The 19,467-nt window shown below is 74.3% G+C and carries 19 protein-coding genes; 4 read left to right on the top strand and 15 right to left on the bottom strand.

The genetic code is table 11. The annotated features are described in order from the left end of the window. Positions 1–201 precede the first annotated feature (201 nt). From hpt to dacB, 4 genes are all read right to left on the bottom strand, one after another. On the bottom strand, positions 202–741 hold the full coding sequence (gene hpt / locus BMY40_RS09960; protein WP_093657861.1) for a hypoxanthine phosphoribosyltransferase: 540 nt from the start codon (positions 739–741) through the stop codon (positions 202–204). Between the two features lie 36 nt (positions 742–777). Further along, positions 778–1,935: a tRNA lysidine(34) synthetase TilS gene (gene tilS, locus BMY40_RS09955; protein ID WP_093657652.1), complete on the bottom strand. Its 1,158-nt coding sequence runs from the start codon at positions 1,933–1,935 to the stop codon at positions 778–780. Between the two features lie 155 nt (positions 1,936–2,090). After that, entirely contained in the window at positions 2,091–3,227 is a 1,137-nt protein-coding gene (locus tag BMY40_RS09950; RefSeq protein WP_093657650.1) for a zinc-dependent metalloprotease, read from the bottom strand. Positions 3,228–3,367: 140 nt separating this feature from the next. Next, on the bottom strand, positions 3,368–4,849 hold the full coding sequence (gene dacB / locus BMY40_RS09945) for a D-alanyl-D-alanine carboxypeptidase/D-alanyl-D-alanine endopeptidase (protein ID WP_245769971.1): 1,482 nt from the start codon (positions 4,847–4,849) through the stop codon (positions 3,368–3,370). Between the two features lie 122 nt (positions 4,850–4,971). Here dacB and BMY40_RS09940 point away from each other — a divergent pair, with 122 nt between their 5' ends. Beyond that, entirely contained in the window at positions 4,972–5,469 is a 498-nt protein-coding gene (locus BMY40_RS09940) for an inorganic diphosphatase (RefSeq protein WP_093657646.1), read from the top strand. A gap of 168 nt (positions 5,470–5,637) precedes the next feature. Here BMY40_RS09940 and BMY40_RS09935 read toward each other — a convergent pair whose 3' ends face one another. The 4 genes from BMY40_RS09935 to BMY40_RS09920 form a co-directional block, all read right to left on the bottom strand. Then, positions 5,638–7,332 (bottom strand): threonine/serine exporter family protein, encoded by a 1,695-nt coding sequence (locus BMY40_RS09935; RefSeq protein WP_093657644.1) that lies wholly within the window; start codon positions 7,330–7,332, stop codon positions 5,638–5,640. Between the two features lie 214 nt (positions 7,333–7,546). Next, a complete protein-coding gene (locus BMY40_RS09930) occupies positions 7,547–8,185 on the bottom strand; it encodes a PadR family transcriptional regulator (protein ID WP_093657642.1) in 639 nt (212 codons plus the stop codon). A gap of 123 nt (positions 8,186–8,308) precedes the next feature. Continuing rightward, on the bottom strand, positions 8,309–8,872 hold the full coding sequence (locus tag BMY40_RS09925; protein ID WP_093657640.1) for a DinB family protein: 564 nt from the start codon (positions 8,870–8,872) through the stop codon (positions 8,309–8,311). 191 nt (positions 8,873–9,063) lie between these two features. After that, positions 9,064–9,903 carry a helix-turn-helix domain-containing protein gene (locus BMY40_RS09920; RefSeq protein ID WP_093657638.1) on the bottom strand — a complete coding sequence of 280 codons (840 nt, stop codon included), beginning with the start codon at positions 9,901–9,903 and terminating at the stop codon, positions 9,064–9,066. Positions 9,904–10,249: 346 nt separating this feature from the next. On the opposite strand from BMY40_RS09920, the gene BMY40_RS09915 reads away from it, so the two are divergent. Next, a complete protein-coding gene (locus BMY40_RS09915) occupies positions 10,250–10,855 on the top strand; it encodes an ATP-binding protein (RefSeq protein WP_093657636.1) in 606 nt (201 codons plus the stop codon). On the opposite strand, the gene BMY40_RS09910 is transcribed toward BMY40_RS09915, so the two are convergent. Together BMY40_RS09910 and BMY40_RS09905 are read right to left on the bottom strand one after the other, a co-directional pair. Then, complete coding sequence (locus BMY40_RS09910) at positions 10,842–11,081, bottom strand: DUF397 domain-containing protein (RefSeq protein WP_093657634.1); 240 nt, start codon at positions 11,079–11,081, stop codon at positions 10,842–10,844. The genes BMY40_RS09915 and BMY40_RS09910 overlap by 14 nt on opposite strands. A 227-nt stretch (positions 11,082–11,308) precedes the next feature. Continuing rightward, entirely contained in the window at positions 11,309–11,674 is a 366-nt protein-coding gene (locus BMY40_RS09905) for an ArsR/SmtB family transcription factor (protein WP_093657632.1), read from the bottom strand. 252 nt (positions 11,675–11,926) lie between these two features. On the opposite strand from BMY40_RS09905, the gene BMY40_RS09900 reads away from it, so the two are divergent. Continuing rightward, entirely contained in the window at positions 11,927–13,942 is a 2,016-nt protein-coding gene (locus BMY40_RS09900; protein WP_093657630.1) for an ABC transporter ATP-binding protein, read from the top strand. 170 nt (positions 13,943–14,112) lie between these two features. Beyond that, positions 14,113–15,141: a rod shape-determining protein gene (mreB, locus tag BMY40_RS09895; RefSeq protein WP_093657628.1), complete on the top strand. Its 1,029-nt coding sequence runs from the start codon at positions 14,113–14,115 to the stop codon at positions 15,139–15,141. Here the strand turns inward: mreB and BMY40_RS09890 are convergent. The 5 genes from BMY40_RS09890 to BMY40_RS09875 all read right to left on the bottom strand — a co-directional run bounded on the left by BMY40_RS09890 (position 15,131) and on the right by BMY40_RS09875 (position 19,396). Beyond that, positions 15,131–16,018: a DUF4184 family protein gene (locus BMY40_RS09890; RefSeq protein ID WP_093657626.1), complete on the bottom strand. Its 888-nt coding sequence runs from the start codon at positions 16,016–16,018 to the stop codon at positions 15,131–15,133. The genes mreB and BMY40_RS09890 overlap by 11 nt on opposite strands. 85 nt (positions 16,019–16,103) lie before the next feature. After that, complete coding sequence (locus BMY40_RS09885) at positions 16,104–16,724, bottom strand: SRPBCC family protein (RefSeq protein WP_093657624.1); 621 nt, start codon at positions 16,722–16,724, stop codon at positions 16,104–16,106. Positions 16,725–16,854: 130 nt separating this feature from the next. Continuing rightward, the gene (locus tag BMY40_RS27995; RefSeq protein ID WP_177213936.1) at positions 16,855–17,058 is read right to left on the bottom strand and encodes a hypothetical protein; all 204 of its coding nucleotides are present in this window, start codon (positions 17,056–17,058) and stop codon (positions 16,855–16,857) included. Further along, complete coding sequence (locus BMY40_RS09880; protein WP_245769986.1) at positions 17,055–18,935, bottom strand: acyltransferase domain-containing protein; 1,881 nt, start codon at positions 18,933–18,935, stop codon at positions 17,055–17,057. The genes BMY40_RS27995 and BMY40_RS09880 overlap by 4 nt, the downstream gene beginning before the upstream one ends. 185 nt (positions 18,936–19,120) lie before the next feature. Beyond that, positions 19,121–19,396 carry an acyl carrier protein gene (locus BMY40_RS09875; protein ID WP_093657622.1) on the bottom strand — a complete coding sequence of 92 codons (276 nt, stop codon included), beginning with the start codon at positions 19,394–19,396 and terminating at the stop codon, positions 19,121–19,123. Positions 19,397–19,467: the final 71 nt, after the last annotated feature.

Raw genomic sequence — 19,467 nt, 5'->3', positions numbered from 1 at the left:
ACGGTGTATTACTCCGGCTTGCTCGGCCTACGAACAGATTGCCTCAACAGACCGACCTTCGGACGGTACCCCAGGATCACGGCCCGAAGCACCGCCGAGGCGGGCGCCGCCGGCGGACGGCTGGGTATCCCGTCCGCCCTTTCCAACGCCGGGAGGCCCCCCGAACGTTCCCGTGCGGCGCCCCGGGTCCGCCCGGGCCCGTCAGCCTCCGTAGACGTGCGGCGCCAGCGTCCCGACGAACGGCAGGTTGCGGTACTTCTCCGCGTAGTCCAGGCCGTAGCCGACGACGAACTCGTTGGGGATGTCGAAGCCGACCCACTTCACGTCGATCGCCACCTTCGCCGCGTCCGGCTTGCGCAGCAGGGTGCAGACGTTCAGCGAGGCGGGCTCGCGCGAGCCGAGGTTCGACAGCAGCCAGGACAGCGTCAGACCCGAGTCGATGATGTCCTCGACGATCAGGACGTGCCGCCCCTTGATGTCGGTGTCCAGGTCCTTGAGGATCCGGACCACACCGGAGGACTGGGTGCCCGCGCCGTAGGACGACACCGCCATCCAGTCCATGGTGACCGGTGAGGACAGGGCCCGGGCGAGGTCCGCCATGACCATCACCGCGCCCTTGAGGACCCCGACCAGGAGCAGGTCCTCGCCCTCGTACTCCGCGTCGATCGCCTCCGCCAGCTCGGCCAGCTTCGCGTCGATCTCTTCCTTGGTGATGAGCACCGACTTGAGGTCGGCGCCCATGTCCTTGTCGTCCACCCTGCTGCTCTCGGTCGGGGATCACACTTGCCGGATGACCAGTGTGCCACCCTGCCGCAGGGCGGCCACCCGGCCGGGCAGGCTGATGGCCCGCTGGCCGTGCCAGTCGGTGACCAGCCGGTCCACCTCCTCGATGTGACGGGCGAACAGCGAGCCCGCCGGGGAGCCGGTCGCGACCGCCACGCGGCGCAGCACGCGCCGGCGGACGGCGGGCGGCAGGGCGCCGAGCCGGGTGACGTCCAGGGCGGATCCGGATCCCCCTGTGAGATCCGCGACATTCGCGACATCGCCGCCCCTGCCGCCCCTGCCGCCCCCGCCGCCTCCGCCGTCCCCGTCCGCCCGGGACGGCGGAAGCTCCGTGCGGACCTCCCGCTCGGCCTCGCGGGCCCAGGCGTCGAGTGCGTCGGCGTCGTCGCGCGAGAGCTGCGCGGTGCGGGCCAGCGCCTCGACCACGCCCTTGCCGAGCGCCTTCTCCAGTGCGGGCAGGGCGTCGTGGCGCACCCGGGAGCGGGTGAACGCGGGATCGGCGTTGTGCGGGTCGTCCCAGACCGGCAGCGACTGCACCATGCACGCCTTGCGGGTGGTCTGCCGGTCCACGGCGAGGAACGGCCGCAGATAGCGGTGCCGGACGCCCCGGCGCCCGGCCGGCGAGCCGGAGACGGCGGCCATCCCGGACAGCGAGCGGGTGCCGGAGCCCCGGGCCAGGCCGAGCAGGACCGTCTCGGCCTGGTCGTCGCGGGTGTGCCCGAGGAGGACCGCGGCGGCGCCGAGGCGGTCGGCGGCCTCGTCGAGGGCGGTGTAGCGGGCGGTGCGGGCGGCGGCCTCGGGGCCGCCGTCGCGGCCGACCGCCACGGTGAGGGCCTCGGCCGGTTCGAGGGAGAGTTCGGCGAGGCGGGAGACGACCTCCCGGGCCCGGTCGTCGGAGCCGGGCTGGAGGCCGTGGTCGACGGTGAGGCCCCCGGCCCGCAGGCCGAGGCGGGGGGCTTCGAAGGCGAGGGCGGAGGCGAGCGCCATCGAGTCGGCGCCGCCGGAGCAGGCGACGAGTACGAGCGGAGGGCGCCGGTGCGGGGCGAGGGGGCCGGGAGAACCGGGGGAGCCGCCGGGGGCGTCCTGGAGCACGTCACGGAGTGTGCGGCGAACCGCCAGGCGTATCGCGGCGACCGCGGGATGGGGACCCATGTCCGTTCACTTCCTCGGGGAGTCGTGACCGCGCAGTCGATGACTACGCTGAGTGCGTCGATGGTGACAGAGAAGTGCTGTATCCCTGAGCATCGCACGCGCGCCCGTCGCCGACGGTCCCTCGCAAGAGTGATTGTCCCGGCGTTCGGCGGTCATCAGTCCGCTTTCCGGTGCACCCTCGCGATCCACTCCGCCGGCTCGGCGATCTCGGCCTTGGTGGGCAGCGTGTTGGGGGACGTCCACACACGGTTGAAGCCGTCCATCCCGACCTCCTCCACCACCGCCCGCACGAACCGCTCGCCGTCGCGGTACTGGCGCAGTTTGGCGTCGAGCCCCAGCAGCCTGCGCAGCGCCTGGTCGAGGCGGCCGGCGCCGGCCGCGCGGCGCTTCTGGAACTTCTCGCGGATCTCGGCGACCGACGGGACCACCTGGGGCCCGACGCCGTCCATCACGTAGTCCGCGTGCCCCTCCAGCAGCGACATCACGGCGGTGATGCGGCCGAGGACCTCGCGCTGCGCCGGGGTCTGCACCAGCTCGACGAAACTGCGCCCCCCGTCCTGCTCGCCGTCGTCCCCGGGCTCCGGGCGGCCGCTCCCGGCCAGCGACTGGAAGGCCTCGCGCAGTCGCTCCAGCAGCGCGGAGGGCTCTATGTCGGTCTCCCCGAGGAAGGCGTGGATCTCCCCCTCGATGTGGTCCCGCAGCCACGGCACGGCGGAGAACTGGGTGCGGTGGGTCTCCTCGTGCAGGCACACCCACAGCCGGAAGTCGTGCGGGTCGACGTCCAGCTCGCGCTCGACGTGCACGATGTTCGGCGCGACCAGCAGCAGCCGCCCGCCGCCCTCGCCCGGGGCGCCCGGCAGGTCGCGGGTGGGCGGGGCGAAGGTCTCGTACTGGCCCAGGACGCGCGAGGCCATGAACGACAGCAGCATCCCGACCTCGACGCCGGTCACCTTTCCCCCGACCGCGCCGAGCACCGCGTTGCCGGGGCCGCCTCCGCGCCGCGCCTGCATCTTGCCCAGCAGGGGCGACAGCAGCTCGCGGAAACCGGCCACGTTGGCCCGGATCCAGCCGGGCCGGTCCACGACGAGCACAGGGGTGTCCGCGGCGCCGTCGGGCGTCATCCGTGTGAAGCCGCGTACGTGCTCCTCGGCCGCCGAGGCGTGCCGCCGCAGCTCGGCCACGGCCTCCCGCGCCTCCTCACGGCTCACTTCGGGCCCGGGCTTCACGAGCCGGGTCGCGGTCGCCACCGCGAGATTCCAGTCGACCATCTCCACACCACCGAGGCTCGTCATGACTTCACCGTACGTGCCGGTGCCCCCGAACGGGAGCGGACCGGTGCCCGGGCAAGGGTGCCCGCGGGGCGGCGGGTCACGCCTGACCCGGACGGCGGCACCGGACGGCGGGCCCGTGGGGAACCGCCGGTCCGGGCCGGTCAGCGGCAGCCGCAGCCGGCCAGGACGGCGGCGAGGCGGTCCAGGGCCTCGTGGGCGCCCTGGCGGTCGGTGGTGCCCGACGCCGTGAACGCGAAGGCCAGGAGTCTGCCGTCGGCGTCCACGACCGTGCCCGCCAGGGTGTTGACCCCGGTCAGCGTGCCGGTCTTGGCGCGGACCAGGCCCGCGCCGGTGCGGGTCGCCTCGTCGTCGTAGCGGCCGCCGAGCGTGCCGCTGAAGCGGGCCACGGGCAGCCCCGTCAGCACGGGCCGCAGCTCGGGGCGGGCGGGATCGGCGGCGAGGGCCAGCAGCCGGGTCAGCAGTCCCGCGGAGATCCTGCCGCTCCGGTCGAGCCCGCTGCCGTCGGCGAAGCGGGCGCCCTCGAGCGGCAGCGCCCCGCCGTACCCGGCGAGCTGTGCGCGCACCGCGCGTCCGGCGCCGGCGAAGCTCGCGGGCTCGCCGCGCGCGACGGCGGTCTGCCGGAAGAGGGCCTCGGCGATGTCGTTGTCGCTGTGGAGCAGCATCCGCTCGACCAGTTCGGCCAGTGGCGCGGAGCGGTGCACCGCCAGCTCGTCGGCGCCCTTCGGGGCCTTGCGGGCGCGCTCGGGGTGCTCGGGGTGCTCGATGTCGACGCCGCGCTCGCGCAGGCGGTCGGCGAAGACCTCGGCGGCGTCCCGGGCCGGGTCGTCCGAGCGGGGGGCGGGCCCGCGGGTGCTGTCGTCGAGGCGGCCCTCGTTCACCATCAGCGCGCTGACCGGCGCGATGTTCTCGTTCGGCCCGATCGGATGGCGGGCGGGGCCGGAGTAGAGCGAGGTGTCGTGGGCCAGCGTGATCCGCTTCGCGCCGCGTTCCGCCAGTTCCCGGGCGGTGGTGTCGGCCAGCCTCCGCAGGACGGCGGGGGTGACCGTGGGATCGCCGCCGCCGACCAGGAAGACCCGCTCGCCCTCCGCGTCCCACACCGCCCGGGTGGGGATGCGGTGGTCCGGTCCCAGGGCCGACAGCGCGGCGACCGCCGTGGCGATCTTGACGGTGGAGGCGGGTACGACGTCCCGGCCGGCCCTGGCCCCGTACAGCTCCCGCCCGGTGGCCACGTCCAGCACCGAGGCGGTGCGGAGCGTGCCCAGGGCGCCGTCCTCCAGCAGCGGGTGGAGGGCGTCGGCGAGCGCGGCGGGCGCGGGGGCGGGGGCCTCGCCCGGGTCCGGTGCGTCCTTCCCGCTCCGGCCGCCCCGGTCGTCCCCGTCCTCACCCGCGGGCGCGGCGCCCAGCGCGGTGAGCACCTCGGCGGCACTGGGCGCCGGGGCGGGGCCGCCGGGGAGGCCCGCTCCGATGTGCTCCGCGCCACTGTGGCGGTCCCAGTGGGCGGCGCGGGCCCGCTCGGCCGTACGCTGGCCGGAGTCCCAGGGTCCGGCGACAGCCACAGCCGTCACCGCGACCGCGAGTCCGGCGGCGGCGGAACCGGCCACCACCCGCCACGTGTCCCGCACCTCGGACCAGCCCCTTTCGCGACCACACGCCTGCGTGAGGGACACTTAACCACCACATCGCCGCTCTCCGGGGGAAGCCCCCGGGCCACTGACGAGTGCTGAAGCATACGGAGGAGTCTCCCTTGGAGTTCGACGTCGTCATCGAGATCCCGAAGGGTTCGCGGAACAAGTACGAGGTGGACCACGAGACCGGTCGCATCCGGCTCGACCGGCACCTGTTCACCTCCACCGTGTACCCGGCCGACTACGGCTTCGTCGACAACACCCTGGGTGAGGACGGAGACCCGCTGGACGCGCTGGTGCTGCTGGAGGAGCCGACCTTCCCCGGCTGCATCATCAAGTGCCGGGCGATCGGCATGTTCCGCATGACGGACGAGGCCGGCGGCGACGACAAGCTGCTGTGCGTGCCCGCGTCCGACCCGCGCATGGAGCACCTGCGCGACATCCACCACGTGAGCGAGTTCGACCGGCTGGAGATCCAGCACTTCTTCGAGGTCTACAAGGACCTGGAGCCCGGCAAGTCGGTCGAGGGCGCGGACTGGGTCGGCCGTGCCGACGCCGAGGCCGAGGTCGAGGCCTCGATCAAGCGCCTGGAGGCGTCGGGCGGCGGCCACCACTGAGCCGCCGGCACCGGGCCGCCGAACCCCCCGGGCCCGCCTCCCGCGGGCCCGGCCCCCACGTGCCCCGGGACGCACGCGGCCGCCGCGCCGCGTACGTCCCGGGGCGCGTTCCGTTTCGGGGCACGCCCCAGGGCGTACGCGTCCCGGGGCGTACGTCCCGGGGCCGGGTCAGAAGCCGCGGGTGCGCTTGGCCGCGCGCCGCCCCGGCAGCGGGCTCTCCTGTCCCGGCGCCTTGATGAACAGGCGGGCCAGCTCGTTCCCCAGGTTGACGCCGATCGCGATCGCCAGCGCCAGGGCCGCGGCCCGCGACAGGTTCTGCAGACCGTGGTCCAGGTCGCCCTGGGCGATGCCGATCAGCCCGAAGTAGATGGCGCTACCGGGCAGCAGCGGGCCGATCGCCGCCGTGATGTACGGCAGCGCCGAGACGAACTGGTAGCGCGACATCAGCTGCCCGAACAGGCCCACCAGGCCCGCCGCGGCCGCGGTCGCCGCGACGGGGTCGATCCCGCCGGTGTCGGCCATCGCGCCGTACACCAGCCAGGCGACGCCGCCGTTGAGCGTGGCGAGCAGCACGGTGGAGCGCTCCTGCTGGAGGAGGACGCAGAAGGTCAGGGCCAGCAGCATCGCCGCCAGGAGCTGGAGCAGCGGCCGGCTGCGGATGTCCAGGCCCTCCGGGTCGAACTGGGCGCCCATCTCGGCGCCGATGTAGAGCACCAGCAGCACGCCGCAGACGATGCCGACGACCAGGTAGACGACCTCCAGCAGGCGGGCCGAGGCCGTGATGTAGAAGCCGGTCAGCCCGTCGTGCACGGCGGCCACCAGCGCTCTACCGGGGATCAGCGGGAACAGGCCGCCGGTGACGACCGCGGAGGCTCTGATGGCCAGGCCGAGGTCCGCGGCGAACAGCTGGACCAGCACCCCCAGCACCGCGGGCGGCATCGCCGCGGCCACGAACTGGTAGAACTCCGGCATTCCGCGCTGGGAGAAGAACCAGGCGAGCCGGTCGCCGAGCATCGCGCCGATCGCGGCCAGGAGGAAGACCACCCAGCCACCGCCCACCAGGGTGGACGCCGCGCCCGCCAGCAGACCGCTGGCCACGGTGAGCGCGCCCTTGGAGTACGGGTGGCGGTTGCGGCGGATCTCGGCGAGGCGGCCGTACGCCTCCTCCAGCGTCACGTCGCCGTCGGTGATGTCGGCCACCAGGCGGTAGACCGCCGACAGCCGGTTGTAGTCGGTGCCGCGGCGGCGGACCGTACGGCTCAGCGAGACCGGGTCGTCCACCAGCGACGGCTGGTAGGTGATCGTCAGCAGGGTGAAGGTGACCGTCGGCTCGCAGCGGTCCAGCCCGTACGCGTGGGCCACCCCGAACATCGCCGCCTCGACGTCCTCGGCGCCCTCGCCGCCGGCGAGCAGCAGCTCGCCGATGCGCAGGGTCAGGTCGAGTACGCGCGGCGCCGACGGCCCGGTGTCGGTGTCCTCCTCGTCGGTGCGCCGGGGGCGCTCGGGCACCGGCCGCTCGCCCAGCGGCATCCGGACCATGGTGCGCATCCGGTCCTGCCAGGGCGCGCCCGGCCGCACCAGGTTGTCGATCACCGGGATGCCGTCGGGCGGGGTGAAGGCGGACCCGGGCTCGGGGGACGCCGCCCTGCGCACGCCCTCGGGCACGGCGAACTCGGAGGTGGGGTGCTCGTCCTCCGGCGGCGACGCGGGAGGCCTCAGCCCCTCGGGCACGGCGAACTCGGAGGTGGGGTGCTCGTCCTCGGAGTACGGGGACGACAGCGGTACGCCGGAGGGCGGGGCGAAGGCGCTGTGGCTCTCCTCCGGTGCGGACCTGCGGTCCTCCGGACGGACGGTCTCGGTCACCGTGCTGTTCCTCGTGGTCTCCGGGGCCAAACTCGCCGCTCCTCACGCCTCCAGTCGTCTTCTCGCACGGACCTCGGATTTCCCGATCACGGCGGGAGATGTCCGTTCCCCTCAGCGAGGATACGGCCGGGCGCCCTGCCGGGAGGGGACGTGGAGGTGTCCGTCCGGTGTGAGATGCGTTGCAGCCGCCGGGGCCCGGCGGCGGGCCCCGCCATCACCCGCGGGGGCGGTCGTGCGGACGCCCGGCGTGCGGGTCGTCCGCGTCTGCGGGCAGCACCTCCACCGACCGCTCGCCCTCGCCCGCCATTACGTACGCGCCGCCCTCCAGGCGCTCGATCAGGCCCCGCGTCCACTCCGCGCCGCTGGCGGCGTTGTGCACCCACAGCCTCATGATCTCGCCGATGTGGCCCCACTCGTCCGGGGCGCCCGGGGGCGTCCACTCCCCGGCGACCTCGGCACTCCACTCCTCCAGCGCCGCCACGCGCCGCCTGAGCAGTTCGATCGCCTCCCGGCGCGGCAGGTCGACGATGAAGCCGACCCCGGCCGTGAGCACGTCCGGCTTCTCGTCGTGCGCCGTGAGCGCCCAGCGCAGCAGCCGGTGGTACTCGGCCTCGCCGGCGCCGGTCAGCTCGTACTCGGTGCGCGGCGGGCCGCCGGCCGTGCTCGGCTCGGTGTCGTGGGCGGTCAGCAGGCCCTGCTTCGCCATCTGCTTGAGCGCGTGGTAGATCGAGCCCGGCTTGGCGTTGGACCACTGGTGCGCGCCCCAGAACTCCAGGTCGTTGCGGACCTGGTAGCCGTGTGCCCGCCCGTGCTGGCGGACAGCCCCCAGCACCAGCAACCGGATCGCCGACACCGCCGACCTCACCGTTCCCTTCCGGGCCTTGCCCGTGCCCGCCGCCGACCAGCGTAGACGGGTGGCGGCGGGCACGGGCAGGTCGCCGGGGGCGGGGGTGGGGGCGGGTCGCCGGACGGCAGGTCAGCGGAAGGACGACCAGTCCGGTTCCGGCAGCGCGCCCGTCTCGAAGACCAGGTCGAAGGCGCCCTTGCCGTCGATCGTCTCGCGGATGATGTCCGCGTGCCCGGCGTGCCGGGCGGTCTCCTCGATCTGGTGGAGCAGGCCCCAGCGCCAGGAGCGGGGTCCGCCCTCGTCCCAGGGCATCTTGGGGGCCGAGAAGGTGTCGTCGAGGGAGGGCACCGACCGGACCGTCTCCTCGGTCTCGCGCGCCACCCGCGCGTAGAGGTCCAGCAGCTCCTCGACCGTCTCGTCGTCCCTGACGGCCAGGCCGTCCTCCCACCGCTTCACGCCGGCCTCGAAGTCGAAGGGCTCGCCGCGCATCGTCGCCAGCGAACTCTGCTCGCCCACCGCGACGTGCTTGAGGATGTCGGCCAGGGAGAACGCGCTCACGGTCGGCCTGCTGCGCGCCTGCTCGTCCGTGAGGCCGTGGAGGGCCCGGCGGATGCCGCCGCGCTGGGCGTCCAGATAGGCGAGCAGGGCTCCGCGCTCGTCGCCGCGGTTCTCGGAAACGACAGGAACGGGCATGGGTGGTTCTCCTCACACGTCGGTCGTCGGGCCGCCTTCCGGCCCTTCACCGATGACGACGCTATGAGGCCTTGGGGACGGGTTCTGTCCTCAATGCCCTCCCGGCGCTCTTTCCGGCGGATCCTTTTCCGGCGCCGGAGCCGGCGGCGTCCCGTGCACCCCGGCCGGGACGCCGTCCGCCGGACGGCCGGTCAGATCTCCTTGCGGACCTCGTGGAGGAGCGCGCGGGTGTCCTCCGGGGCGAGGCTGTCCCGCAGGAGGCGGTCGAGGACGTCCTCGTACTGGGCGACCTCCTCCGGCTTGTCGACGTAGAGGGCGCTGGTGAGGTGCTCCAGGTAGACGATGTCGGAGATCTCCGACTCGGGGAAGCGCAGCAGCGTGAACGCCCCGCTCTCGGCCGGGTGCCCGCCGGTGTCGAACGGCATCACCTGGAGCGTGACGTGGGGCAGCTCGGAGAGTTCCGCCAGGTGCCGCAGCTGGGCGTCCATCACCTCGCGGCCGCCGTAGGGGCGGCGCAGCGCGGCCTCGTCCAGCACGCAGCGGAACCGGGGGGCGTGCTCGGACAGCAGCAGCTTCTGCCGCTCCAGGCGCAGTGCGACGCGGCGGTCGACCTCCTCCCGCGACAGCCCCGACCGGTGGCCGCTGGTGACGACCGCCCGCGCGTAGTCCTCCGTCTGGAGCAGCCCGGAGACGAACTGCACCTCGTAGACGCCGATGTGCGAGGCCGCGCCCTCCAGCCCCACGTACGTCTGGAACCAGTTCGGCAACACGTCGCTGTAGTTGTGCCACCAGCCCGCGACGCTGGACTCACGGGCGAGGCTCAGCAGCGGCTCGCGCTCGGCGTCGTCGGTGATGCCGTAGAGCGTGAGCAGGTCCGCCACGTCCCGCGCCTTGAAGCTCACACGCCCCAACTCCATGCGGCTGATCTTCGATTCGGAGGCCCGGATGGAATATCCGGCCGCCTCGCGGGTGACTCCGCGGGACTCGCGCAGCCGCCGCAGCTGGGAACCGAGCAGGATGCGGCGCACCATGGACCCACTCGACCCGCTGGCCCCGTTCACTCCGTTTTTCACCGGAAATGCTCCTGTTTGTATTCAGCTCTCCACCCCTGCACCAGTAGCAGTCTGCCACCAATGCCTTCGTTGCGTGCCCAGGCGGTTACACACAATCGAAAGTCGCTCGTGCACGTGCATCTGCCCTTGCATCTGCTGTGGGCATTGGGAACCATGGGGAAAGCACAAGTGCACGCAGGGTCAGGGCACTTGCGCATGTACACGATCCACCGATGCAGCGCAACGAGCGGAACGCGATACGGAGCACCACCGCTGACGGGGTCCGCCAGGGCCATGACCGCCGCAATGCCAGGAGTGTCTCGTCATGGGGACCGAAGGACCGACCGTGCTCGACCGGTTATGGCATGACTTCCCGTCGCTCGACCCCGACGCGCTCTCCGGCTCGGCCTCCTGCGCGCTCCAGCCGCGCTACGAAGCGGTGAAGACCGCCCGCGAGTTCACCCGGAACGTACTGCTGCGCTGGCGGTTGGCCGGGAGCTTCGACACCGTGGCCCTGGTGGTCTCGGAGCTGGTGACCAACGCCCTGCGCCACGGCGTGCCGGGCGCCGTCCCCGGCGAAACCCTGGATCCGCCCGTGCGGCTCCATCTGATGCACTGGTCCGGCCGCCTGGTGTGCGCCGTGCGCGACCCCAGCGGAAAGGCGCCCGTGGCGAAGAGACCCGGCGGGGGGCTCAACGGGCAACTCGGCGGCATCGGCTGCGATTTCGGCGACGATCTCGGCGACCTCGGCGACGAGTTCGCCGGTGTGCTCTTCGACGACACGGCGGAGTCCGGACGCGGCCTCTTCCTCGTCGAGTCCTTCAGCGACGACTGGGGCTGGCAGCCGATGGCCGGCGCCATGCCCGGAAAAGTGGTCTGGGCACTGTTCAGACTGAACCCCGAACGGGGAGCCGGCGTCAGTCCTGTATGAGGTGGTCGAACTCGCCGTCCTTGACGCCGAGCAGCATCGCCTCGACCTCGGCCGGGGTGTAGACCAGCGCGGGGCCGTCCGGATAGCGCGAGTTCCGCACGGCCACCTCCCCTCCGGGGAGCTTGGCGAACTCCACGCACGCTCCCTGCGAGTTGCTGTGTCTGCTCTTCTGCCAGACGACCCCCTGGAGGTCCCTGGCTGCCATGCCGTTGTATGCGTGGGGCATCGGACTCTCCCGGCTGTGCGGTCGGGGGCGGTCGGGCGCGGTCAGGGGCTGAATCGGTCAACCAGCCCGGATCATAACGCCGTTCACGTGCGGATGCACGTGAAGATGCACGTGCACGACAGCCTGTCACGGCGTCATGACAACCTGTCGAAAGGCCGGTTCGCGTGCGGGCGGCGGGGCCGGCGCGTGCCGCGCCCGGCCGCCCGCACGCGTGTCGGCCGCGCCGTTCACACGCCGGGGTCGCCGGGTCCCCTCTCCAGGAGGCCGCGCAGGTCCCCCAGGTCCCCCATCCCTCGCCAGAACCGCTCGTACGGGCTCAGCCAGTGCTGCACCTCGCTGAGCGGTCCGGCCTCCAGCCGGTAGTGCCTCTCCCTCCCCTTGCGTCGTTCGCTGACCAGACCGGCCTCCCGGAGCACCTTCAGGTGCTCCGAGAGGCTCGGCCTCCGCATGTCGAAGTGGTCGGCCAGCCGCTGCACGGGCTGCGGCCCCTCCACCCGGAGCAGCCTCAGCACCTCGCGCCGGGTCGGGTTGGCGAGGGCGGAGAAGAGCCGGTCCTCACGGAGCCGGTCCTCGGGTACGTCGATGGCGCTCATGTTTCCCCCTTGCGAGCCAGTGGTCAGTTGGCAGTGGCGGAGAGGAGGGAAGCGGGCGCCGCCGGTCGGCGGCGCCGGGCCGCTCGCAGTCCGCTCGTATCGGTGGTCACCGAATGATCCCCCGGCGGGCGCCCGTAGCGGAACCCTGTCCCACCCGCTGAACGGCGGCGTCCGGCTCCACCCGCCCTTGACCTCAAGTCGACTTCAGGTCCTACCGTCCTGATCAACGCAACGACGACGTGAGGATCCGCGATGAGTATGGAATCCGCCGCGTGGAACGCCCTGTACCAGGCGCGCCACGCCCCGCAGGGGCGACAGGGCTCCTCCTCCGCGCTGTCCCGCGCCACCCTGCGCCGCATCGCGGACTTCGCCCGCCCGCACCGGCGGCGGCTGGCACTCTTCCTGCTGCTCAGCACCGTCTCGGCGGCGCTGGCCGTGGCCACCCCCGTGCTCGCGGGCCGGGTGGTCGACGCGATCGTCGAGGGCGCGGCGGCCGGCGCGGTGGGCCGGCTCGCCGTCCTGATCGCGTTCGTGGCGGTGGCCGAGGCGGCGATCGGGTTGCTGGCCAGGTGGCTGTCCGCGCGCATCGGGGAGGGGCTGATCCTCGACCTGCGCACCGCCGTCTTCGACCACGTCCAGCGGATGCCGATCGCCTTCTTCACCCGCACCCGCACCGGCGCGCTGGTCAGCCGGCTGAACAACGACGTCATCGGCGCCCAGCGGGCCTTCAGCAACACCCTGTCCTCGGTGGTCGGCAACTTCGTCACCCTGCTGCTCACCCTGGTGGTCATGGTGCGGCTGTCCTGGCAGGTCACGCTGCTCGCCCTGGTGCTGCTGCCGGTGTTCGTGCTGCCCGCGCGGCGCATGGGCTCCCGGCTGGCCCGCCTCTCGCACGAGGCCGCGGCCCACAACGCGGCCATGGGCACGCAGATGACCGAGCGCTTCTCCGCCCCCGGCGCCACCCTGGTCAAGCTGTTCGGACGGCCGCGGGAGGAGTCGGAGGAGTTCGCGGCGCGGGCCCGGCGGGTGCGCGACATCGGGGTGCGCACCGCCATGGTCCAGCACGTCTTCTTCACCGCGCTGACCGTCGTCTCCGCCCTGGCGCTGGCCCTGGTCTACGGGCTCGGCGGCTGGTACGCGCTGCGCGGCCGGCTCGACCCCGGCGCGGTGGTGGCCCTGGCCCTGCTGCTCACCCGGCTCTACGCCCCGCTGACCGCGCTGGCCGGCGCACGGGTGGAGGTGATGGGCGCGCTCGTCAGCTTCCAGCGCGTCTTCGAGGTACTGGACCTCAGGCCGCTGATCGAGGAGCGCGAGGACGCCCGTGAGGTGCCCGACGGCCCGGTGTCGGTGGAGTTCGACCGTGTGGACTTCGCCTATCCGTCGGCCGAGAAGGTCTCCCTGGCCTCCCTGGAGGAGGTCGCCGTACTCGACGCGCGCGGCGGCGAGCAGGTGCTGCACCAGGTGTCCTTCCGCGCCGAGCCGGGGCGGATGGTGGCGCTGGTCGGCTCCTCCGGCGCGGGCAAGTCCACCATCGCCCAGCTCGTGCCGCGGCTCTACGACGCCGACGGCGGCGCGGTGCGGCTGGGCGGCGTGGACGTACGGGACCTGACCTTCCGTTCACTGCGCGCCACGCTCGGCATGGTCAGCCAGGACGGCCACCTCTTCCACGAGTCGATCCGCTCCAACCTGCTGTTCGCCCGGCCCGGCGCGAGCGAGGACGAACTGTGGGACGTACTGCGCCGCGCCCGGCTCGACGAACTGGTCGCCTCCCTGCCCGACGGGCTGGACACGGTCGTCGGCGAGCGCGGCTACCGCCTGTCCGGCGGCGAGCGGCAGCGGCTGACCATCGCCCGGCTGCTGCTGGCCCGGCCGCGGGTGGTGATCCTCGACGAGGCGACCGCGCACCTGGACTCCACCTCCGAGGCGGCCGTCCAGGAGGCGCTGGCCGAGGCGCTGCGCGGCCGCACCTCCGTGGTGATCGCCCACCGCCTCTCCACCGTCCGGGCCGCCGACCTGATCCTGGTGGTGGAGGACGGCCGGATCGCCGAGCGCGGCACCCACGAGACGCTGATGGCGGCGGGCGGGCGCTACCGGGAGCTGTACCACACCCAGTTCGGTACGCAGTCCGGCGCGCGGTCCGGCGCCTCGCCCCGAGAGCTCTCCGGCGAGTTCCCCGGCGGGCCCTCCGGTGGGCCCTCCGGCGGCCCGGACGGCAAGCCGTCCGGGCGGGGCGCCGGGGAGCCCGCCGTGCCCGGCTCCGTCTCCTGACCGGCCATCACCTCCGCGGCGGTACGCGGAACTCGGCGGCCGCGGCGCCCGCGGCGGTCCTCGCCCATCCGGATCAGTCCAGCGCGCGGGACCGCCGTCCGGCCCCCACGATGAGGAGCGGGGCCGCCGGGCGGCGGCCCGTATCGAGCCATGTCCGGGGAGATGCCGCTGTGACCGTCAGTCTTGAGCAACTGAGCCGCTGTTCCGTAGCCGTCGACCTCGGCGCGGCCAGGACCCGGGTCTACCTCAAAAGGTTCGGCGTCATCGTGGACGCGCCGTCGGCCGTCGCCGTCAACACCCGCTCCGGAGCCCTGATCGCGGTCGGCGCCCCGGCCGAGCGGATGGTGGGCCGTACCCCCGAGCACATCCGGGTGGTGCGGCCGGTGTCGGGCGGGACCGTGGTGGACATCGACATGGCCCGGCGGATGCTGCGCGCCCTGGTGGGCGACCGCATCCGCAGGGCCTGGCGGCGCAAGCCGATGCTGCGCGCCGCCGTGTGCATCCCGCACGACGCCGAGCCGCTCGTCCAGCGCGCCGCGATCGAGACGCTCACCGGGATGGGCGCGCGGCGGGTGGAGCTGGTGGACAGCCTCATCGCCGCGGCCGTCGGCTCCGGGCTGCCCGTGGAGGAGCCCGAGGCCACCATGATCGTGATGTGCGGCGCGGCCACCTCGCACGTCGCGGTGCTCTCGCTGGGGTCGATCGTCGCCTCCGAGACGGTGCCGGTCGGCGGCGAGATCATCGACCGCGCCGTCATCCAGCATCTGCGCAACCAGCACGAACTGATGCTCCCCAACCAGGCGGTCCACCCCCTGCACCTGGCGATGTCCGTCGCTCCGCCCGGGCAGACCGAGGCCGAGGTGTACGGCCGGGACGTGTCCACCGGGCTGTTCCGCACGGTGAACGTGGACACCGAGAGCGTGCGCGCCGCCATCCGGCCCCCGCTGACGGCGATGGTGGACGCCATCCGCGGCGTGCTGCGCCAGTGCCAGCCCGATCTGGTGGCCGACCTCGCCGACCGCGGGATCATGCTGGTGGGCGGCAGCGCGATGCTGCCGGGGCTGGACTCGATGCTGCGGCAGGCCACCGGGATGCCGGTGCACGTCGCCGAGCAGCCGGCCGTCTGCGCGGTGGAGGGTCTGGGCGCGATGCTGGAGGGACGGGTGCGGCTGCTGCACCGCGACCCGCTCAGCCGCTGACGGGCCGCCGGTCCGCCGGCTCCTCCGCACAGGGCGCACCGGCACCGGGTGTACGGGACGCACGGCGGTCCCGCGCCGCCGCCACCGCCCGGAGCGCCACCGCGTACAGCGGCAGGGCGAGCGCCGCCCCGGCGCCCGCGCCGAACAGCACGGTGGGCACGTACCCGTCCCACGGGACCGCCTCCGGCTCCGCCCCCGCCCGCCTCGCGCAGCGGTGGACGGCACCCGCCACCGCCGCCGCGCCCAGCAGCGCCACCGCGCCCGTCCGCCCGCGCGCGGGCAGGACGGAGAACACGGGCAGCGCGGGCGCCGGGGAGTGGGGCAGCCGGCGCCACGCCCGGACCAGGAAGGCCGCGACGGCCACCAGGGCCACGGCGGAACCGCCGTACTGGAGCTGGTGGTAGAGGGGTACGCCCAGCACCCGCTCGTCCAGCACCGAGATCCACCGCACGCCCCACCGGTCCATGTGCGTGAACGAGTCCCAGAGGACATGGGTCGCGGCCCCGAGCGCCGCGGACACCCAGCACCACGGCAGGAGGCCGGCGAGCGGCCGGCCGCGCCAGGGACGGCCGCGGGTGAGCACGTACGCCCGCCCCCGCGCCCCCTCGGGCAGCAGGGCCAGCAGCGGCTCCCGCAGCAGCAGCCACACCCCCAGCAGCGCCGCCGCGAGCAGGACGTCCACGGTGACCGTGCCGAGCGCCGAGTGGGTGTACTCGCCCAGCCGCATGATCCGCGGGTCGACGCTGGCCGCGTAGTACAGCGTGTCCGGGGCGAGCGTCCCGGCGACCAGCGCGGACGCCACCAGCGGGCCCCGCCCCCTCCCGTCCGCGCGGATCCCCGGCAGAGCGGCGGCGACGTGGCTGAGTGTGAACGGCATCCATCCCCCCGGGCCGTCTCGGTGCTCCCGGCCGCACCCTATCCGTACCGCCCGGCCGCCCGGAGCGGTCGGGCGGTCGGGGCGGTCAGCCGTTCGGGGCCGGGAAGCGGAAGCGGCGCGCGGAGCGGGGCGGCCGGGGGGATGCGGACGGCAGCGGACCGGCGCCCCGGTCCCAGGCCACCTCGGCGGGGTCCCGCCCGGAGTCGCCGCCGGCCGGGCCGCCGCCGGCCGCGGAGCCCACCTCGGTCACGGCCGCCTCCGCCTCCCGCTCCCCCGCACCCGTCAGCCGCTCGTACAGCGCCTGCGCGTCGGCCGGCAGATCACGCCGCCAGCCGCACGCCACCACCGGCCACAGCAGCACCATCGCGCCCCCCAGCGCACACCTCACCCCCACCTCCACCCGGCATCCGCCCCCCTCCCACGGCCACAGCCGGAAGTCGAACCGCGGCTCCTGCCATCCCAGGGGCGTCCACATCCGCTGCCCCTCGAACGACACCCGCGCCGGCGGCTCGCACACCACCCGGCGCAGCACGCACTCCCGCCGCCGCCCCGGGAACCGGTACCGGTACTCCCCCTCCCGCGTATCCACCGGACGCGCCGAGACCACGCCCGAGTGCCAGGCCGCCAGCCCGCACCCGTCGGCCAGGCGCCAGAACACCTCCTCCACCGGCAGCGGTATGGACACGTACACCCGCACCTGCGGCATCCGGCACCTCCAGCGAGCGACAGCGCCGGCCGCGCGATCGGCCGAACACCCCGGCCCGTCCGGGCCCACCTCTACACAGCCAGGCTGGAGGCGCACGCTCCCGGTGTCCTGCGGTCGGGAGCCGTTCGGGTTACGTCCGCGGGTGCTCCACCGGCCGGGGGACGCCGTGAACGCCGGGGACGTCGGGGACGTCGGGGACGTCGGGGAGGAGCCAGTCGTGGTGGCCGGGCGCCGGGAGTGCGAGGTGGGGCGGGGGCGTCCAGGCGTTCCCCGCCGCGGCCAGCGACCGGTACACGCCCCACCAGATGCTCGCCGGAGCCGTACGGGTGCTCATACGGCCGTCAGGGGCCGGCGCCCCTCGAAGCGGCCGTCCGCCGCGGAAGCCTCCGGACCGGGACCCTCCGGTGCGGGCGGGGCGTCGGCGCTCCAGTTCCACAGGCGGCTCACCGCGTCCAGGTCCAGGGAGTGCCCCTCCTCCCACAGCCGGGCCGCGGCGGTGAGCACCGACCGCCGGTCCTCCTCCGGACCGCCGGGGCGGGCCGGCAGCATCGGCACCACCGCGCTGGCCTTCAGCCGCACCGCCTGGTGGCGGCGGGCGAACGCGGTGAGGGTCTGCCGGGGGCCCGCCTCGACCAGCAGCATGTCGTCGGCCGCGAGCAGTTCGTCCAGCGCGGGCCTGAAGTACACGGTGTCGGTGAGCTGGCGGGCCCAGAAGTCCGGCCGCAGGGCGTCGTCGGGGCCGAGCGGGCCCCCGGTGTAGCCGGAGTAGAGGGGGAGCGCGGGCGGGCGCAGCCGTACGCCCCGGTAGGCGCGCTCGACGGCCTCGGACGCCGGCGCCATCGCCGGGCAGTGGAACGGGCTGGTGGCGGGGACGGCGACGACGGTGTGGCCGTCGGCGCGCAGCCGCGCCGCCACCTCGTCCAGCGGCGCGCAGGAGCCGGCCAGCATGGTCTGCCGGCCCGCGTTGACCGCGGCGATGGCGACGTCGCCGCGCAGGTACGGGCGCAGTTCCTCCTCGGAGGCGGCGACCGCGAGCATCCCGCCGGGCGGGATCTCCACCGCGTACCGCACCCGCTCGCGCATCATGCCGACGGCGTCCGGCAGCGACACCACGCCCGTGAAGACCGCGGCGACCAGTTCGCCGGCGCTGTGGCCGAGGAAGGCGGTGGGGCGCACGCCCCAGGCGAGGACGGTGCGGCCGAGCGCGTAGTCCACGGCGAACAGCAGCGGCTGGGCGCGGCGCACGTCGTCGATGTCGATCCCGGGCGTGCGGGTGGTCCCGTCGGCGAGCCAGTCGGCCCGGACGTCCTCGCCGTCCTCGCCGAACAGGTCGAGCACGGCGTCCATGGCGGCGGTGAACACCGGCTCCCGGCCGTACAGCCCGGCCGCCATCGCGGTGTGCTGGGAGCCCTGTCCGGGGAAGAGGAGGGCGACCGGGCGCGGCCGGCCGGTGGCGACGGCCTTCGCCCCGAGCACGGCCCGGGCGGCCCGGTCGGCGGTGGTGACCGCCGCGGCGCGCACCGGGCCGGGCTCCTGCCCGCAGGGCACCGCGGTGGGCAGGACGGGGAAGGCCTCGGGGAAGAGCCGGTCGACCATGGGGCGCAGCTCACCGCGCACCCGGGCCTCGTCGGCCTCGTCCCGACCGGACCACAGCAGCAGCCGTACGCCGCCGGGGTCGGTGCTCCGGCCGCCGTGCCGCAGGGGGCGGACCACGGGTTCATCGGCGAAGGTGTCGAAGGTGTCGAGGGCTTCGGTGGCGCCGGAGGCGTCGGGAGCGCCGGGGAGGTCCGGTATGTCCAGTACGCCCAGCACGCGGTCGCCGTCCGCGACGGCCTCGGCCGCGCGCCGCACGGCGTGGACGGTGACCGCCTCCGACCGGGGCTCGCCGAATCCGGCTACGAGCGCGAGGTCGACGTTCTTGGCGAGGAGTTCGCGGTGCGCCCGGCGCAGCGCGCGGCCGGGCGAGGAGGCGGTGTGCACGGGGAAGCCCTCGTGCTCCGCGCCGAGGCCCGCGGCGGTGCGGGCGGCACCGACGAAGACGGCCGTACGCGCGGGCAGGTCCTCCGGCGAGCGGCCGAAGGCGCGCAGCACCGCGGAGACGGCGGCGGCGGTGGCCGTGACCGGTTCGCCGCGGCCGGCCTCCCCGGCCGGCGCGCCCTTGGTGCTGACCACGAGTCTGCGGACCACGGCGGTGTGTTCGGTGAGCGGCATGGGCCCTCCTGTCGGCGGCCGGATCCCCGGCGGCGGATGGCTTCGGAAAGCGGGAGGCGGACGGCTGGCGGCGGACGGCGGGTGTCAGGGACGGGGCGGGAGAGGGGGGTGCGGGAGGGCGGGGTGCGGAGAGCCGGGGCGGCCGCCCTGCCGGAGAGCGTTCGGCAGGGCGGCCCGGGGCCGGCTCAGGCGGGGGAGGCCTGGCCGGAGTTGATGAGGTCAAGCAGGGCGTGCGGGGTCTCGGCGTCGACGACCGCGTCGTCCGGTATCGCGATCCCGTACTCGCGCTGGATCTGGCCGATGACCTGGAGCAGGGCGAGGGAGTCGTAGCCGAGGTCGATGAACGGGGTGTCCAGGACATCGCCGTCCAGGTCCACGCCCTCCTCCTCGCCGGCGCTCTCGCGCAGCATCCGGGTCAGGTCGGCCAGGGTCACCTCGGTCTTCGTGGTGGTCGTGGACATGTTGGTTCCTCTCTGTGGTGTGCGTGGATGCGGCGGTGCGTGTGTGGGGGGTCGGCGGGGTCGGGGGGCCG

The sequence above is a fragment of the Streptomyces radiopugnans genome (assembly GCF_900110735.1).
Classification (GTDB): Bacteria; Actinomycetota; Actinomycetes; order Streptomycetales; family Streptomycetaceae; genus Streptomyces; species Streptomyces radiopugnans.
Note: the sequence above shows the minus strand (reverse complement) of the source record. Positions and strands in the feature narration are given on the sequence as shown.

Excerpts from the sequence above, each read along its gene's own strand:
- BMY40_RS27995 (WP_177213936.1), bottom strand. The coding sequence starts at position 17,058 with ATGAGCACCCGTACGGCTCCGGCGAGCATCTGGTGGGGCGTGTACCGG.
- BMY40_RS09875 (WP_093657622.1), bottom strand. The coding sequence starts at position 19,396 with ATGTCCACGACCACCACGAAGACCGAGGTGACCCTGGCCGACCTGACC.
- tilS (WP_093657652.1), bottom strand. The coding sequence starts at position 1,935 with ATGGGTCCCCATCCCGCGGTCGCCGCGATACGCCTGGCGGTTCGCCGC.
- BMY40_RS09910 (WP_093657634.1), bottom strand. The coding sequence starts at position 11,081 with ATGCCCCACGCATACAACGGCATGGCAGCCAGGGACCTCCAGGGGGTC.
- BMY40_RS09885 (WP_093657624.1), bottom strand. The coding sequence starts at position 16,724 with ATGCCGCAGGTGCGGGTGTACGTGTCCATACCGCTGCCGGTGGAGGAG.
- hpt (WP_093657861.1), bottom strand. The coding sequence starts at position 741 with ATGGGCGCCGACCTCAAGTCGGTGCTCATCACCAAGGAAGAGATCGAC.
- BMY40_RS09890 (WP_093657626.1), bottom strand. The coding sequence starts at position 16,018 with ATGCCGTTCACACTCAGCCACGTCGCCGCCGCTCTGCCGGGGATCCGC.
- BMY40_RS09900 (WP_093657630.1), top strand. The coding sequence starts at position 11,927 with ATGAGTATGGAATCCGCCGCGTGGAACGCCCTGTACCAGGCGCGCCAC.
- BMY40_RS09880 (WP_245769986.1), bottom strand. The coding sequence starts at position 18,935 with ATGCCGCTCACCGAACACACCGCCGTGGTCCGCAGACTCGTGGTCAGC.
- BMY40_RS09915 (WP_093657636.1), top strand. The coding sequence starts at position 10,250 with ATGGGGACCGAAGGACCGACCGTGCTCGACCGGTTATGGCATGACTTC.
- BMY40_RS09925 (WP_093657640.1), bottom strand. The coding sequence starts at position 8,872 with ATGCCCGTTCCTGTCGTTTCCGAGAACCGCGGCGACGAGCGCGGAGCC.
- BMY40_RS09950 (WP_093657650.1), bottom strand. The coding sequence starts at position 3,227 with ATGACGAGCCTCGGTGGTGTGGAGATGGTCGACTGGAATCTCGCGGTG.
- BMY40_RS09920 (WP_093657638.1), bottom strand. The coding sequence starts at position 9,903 with ATGGTGCGCCGCATCCTGCTCGGTTCCCAGCTGCGGCGGCTGCGCGAG.
- BMY40_RS09905 (WP_093657632.1), bottom strand. The coding sequence starts at position 11,674 with ATGAGCGCCATCGACGTACCCGAGGACCGGCTCCGTGAGGACCGGCTC.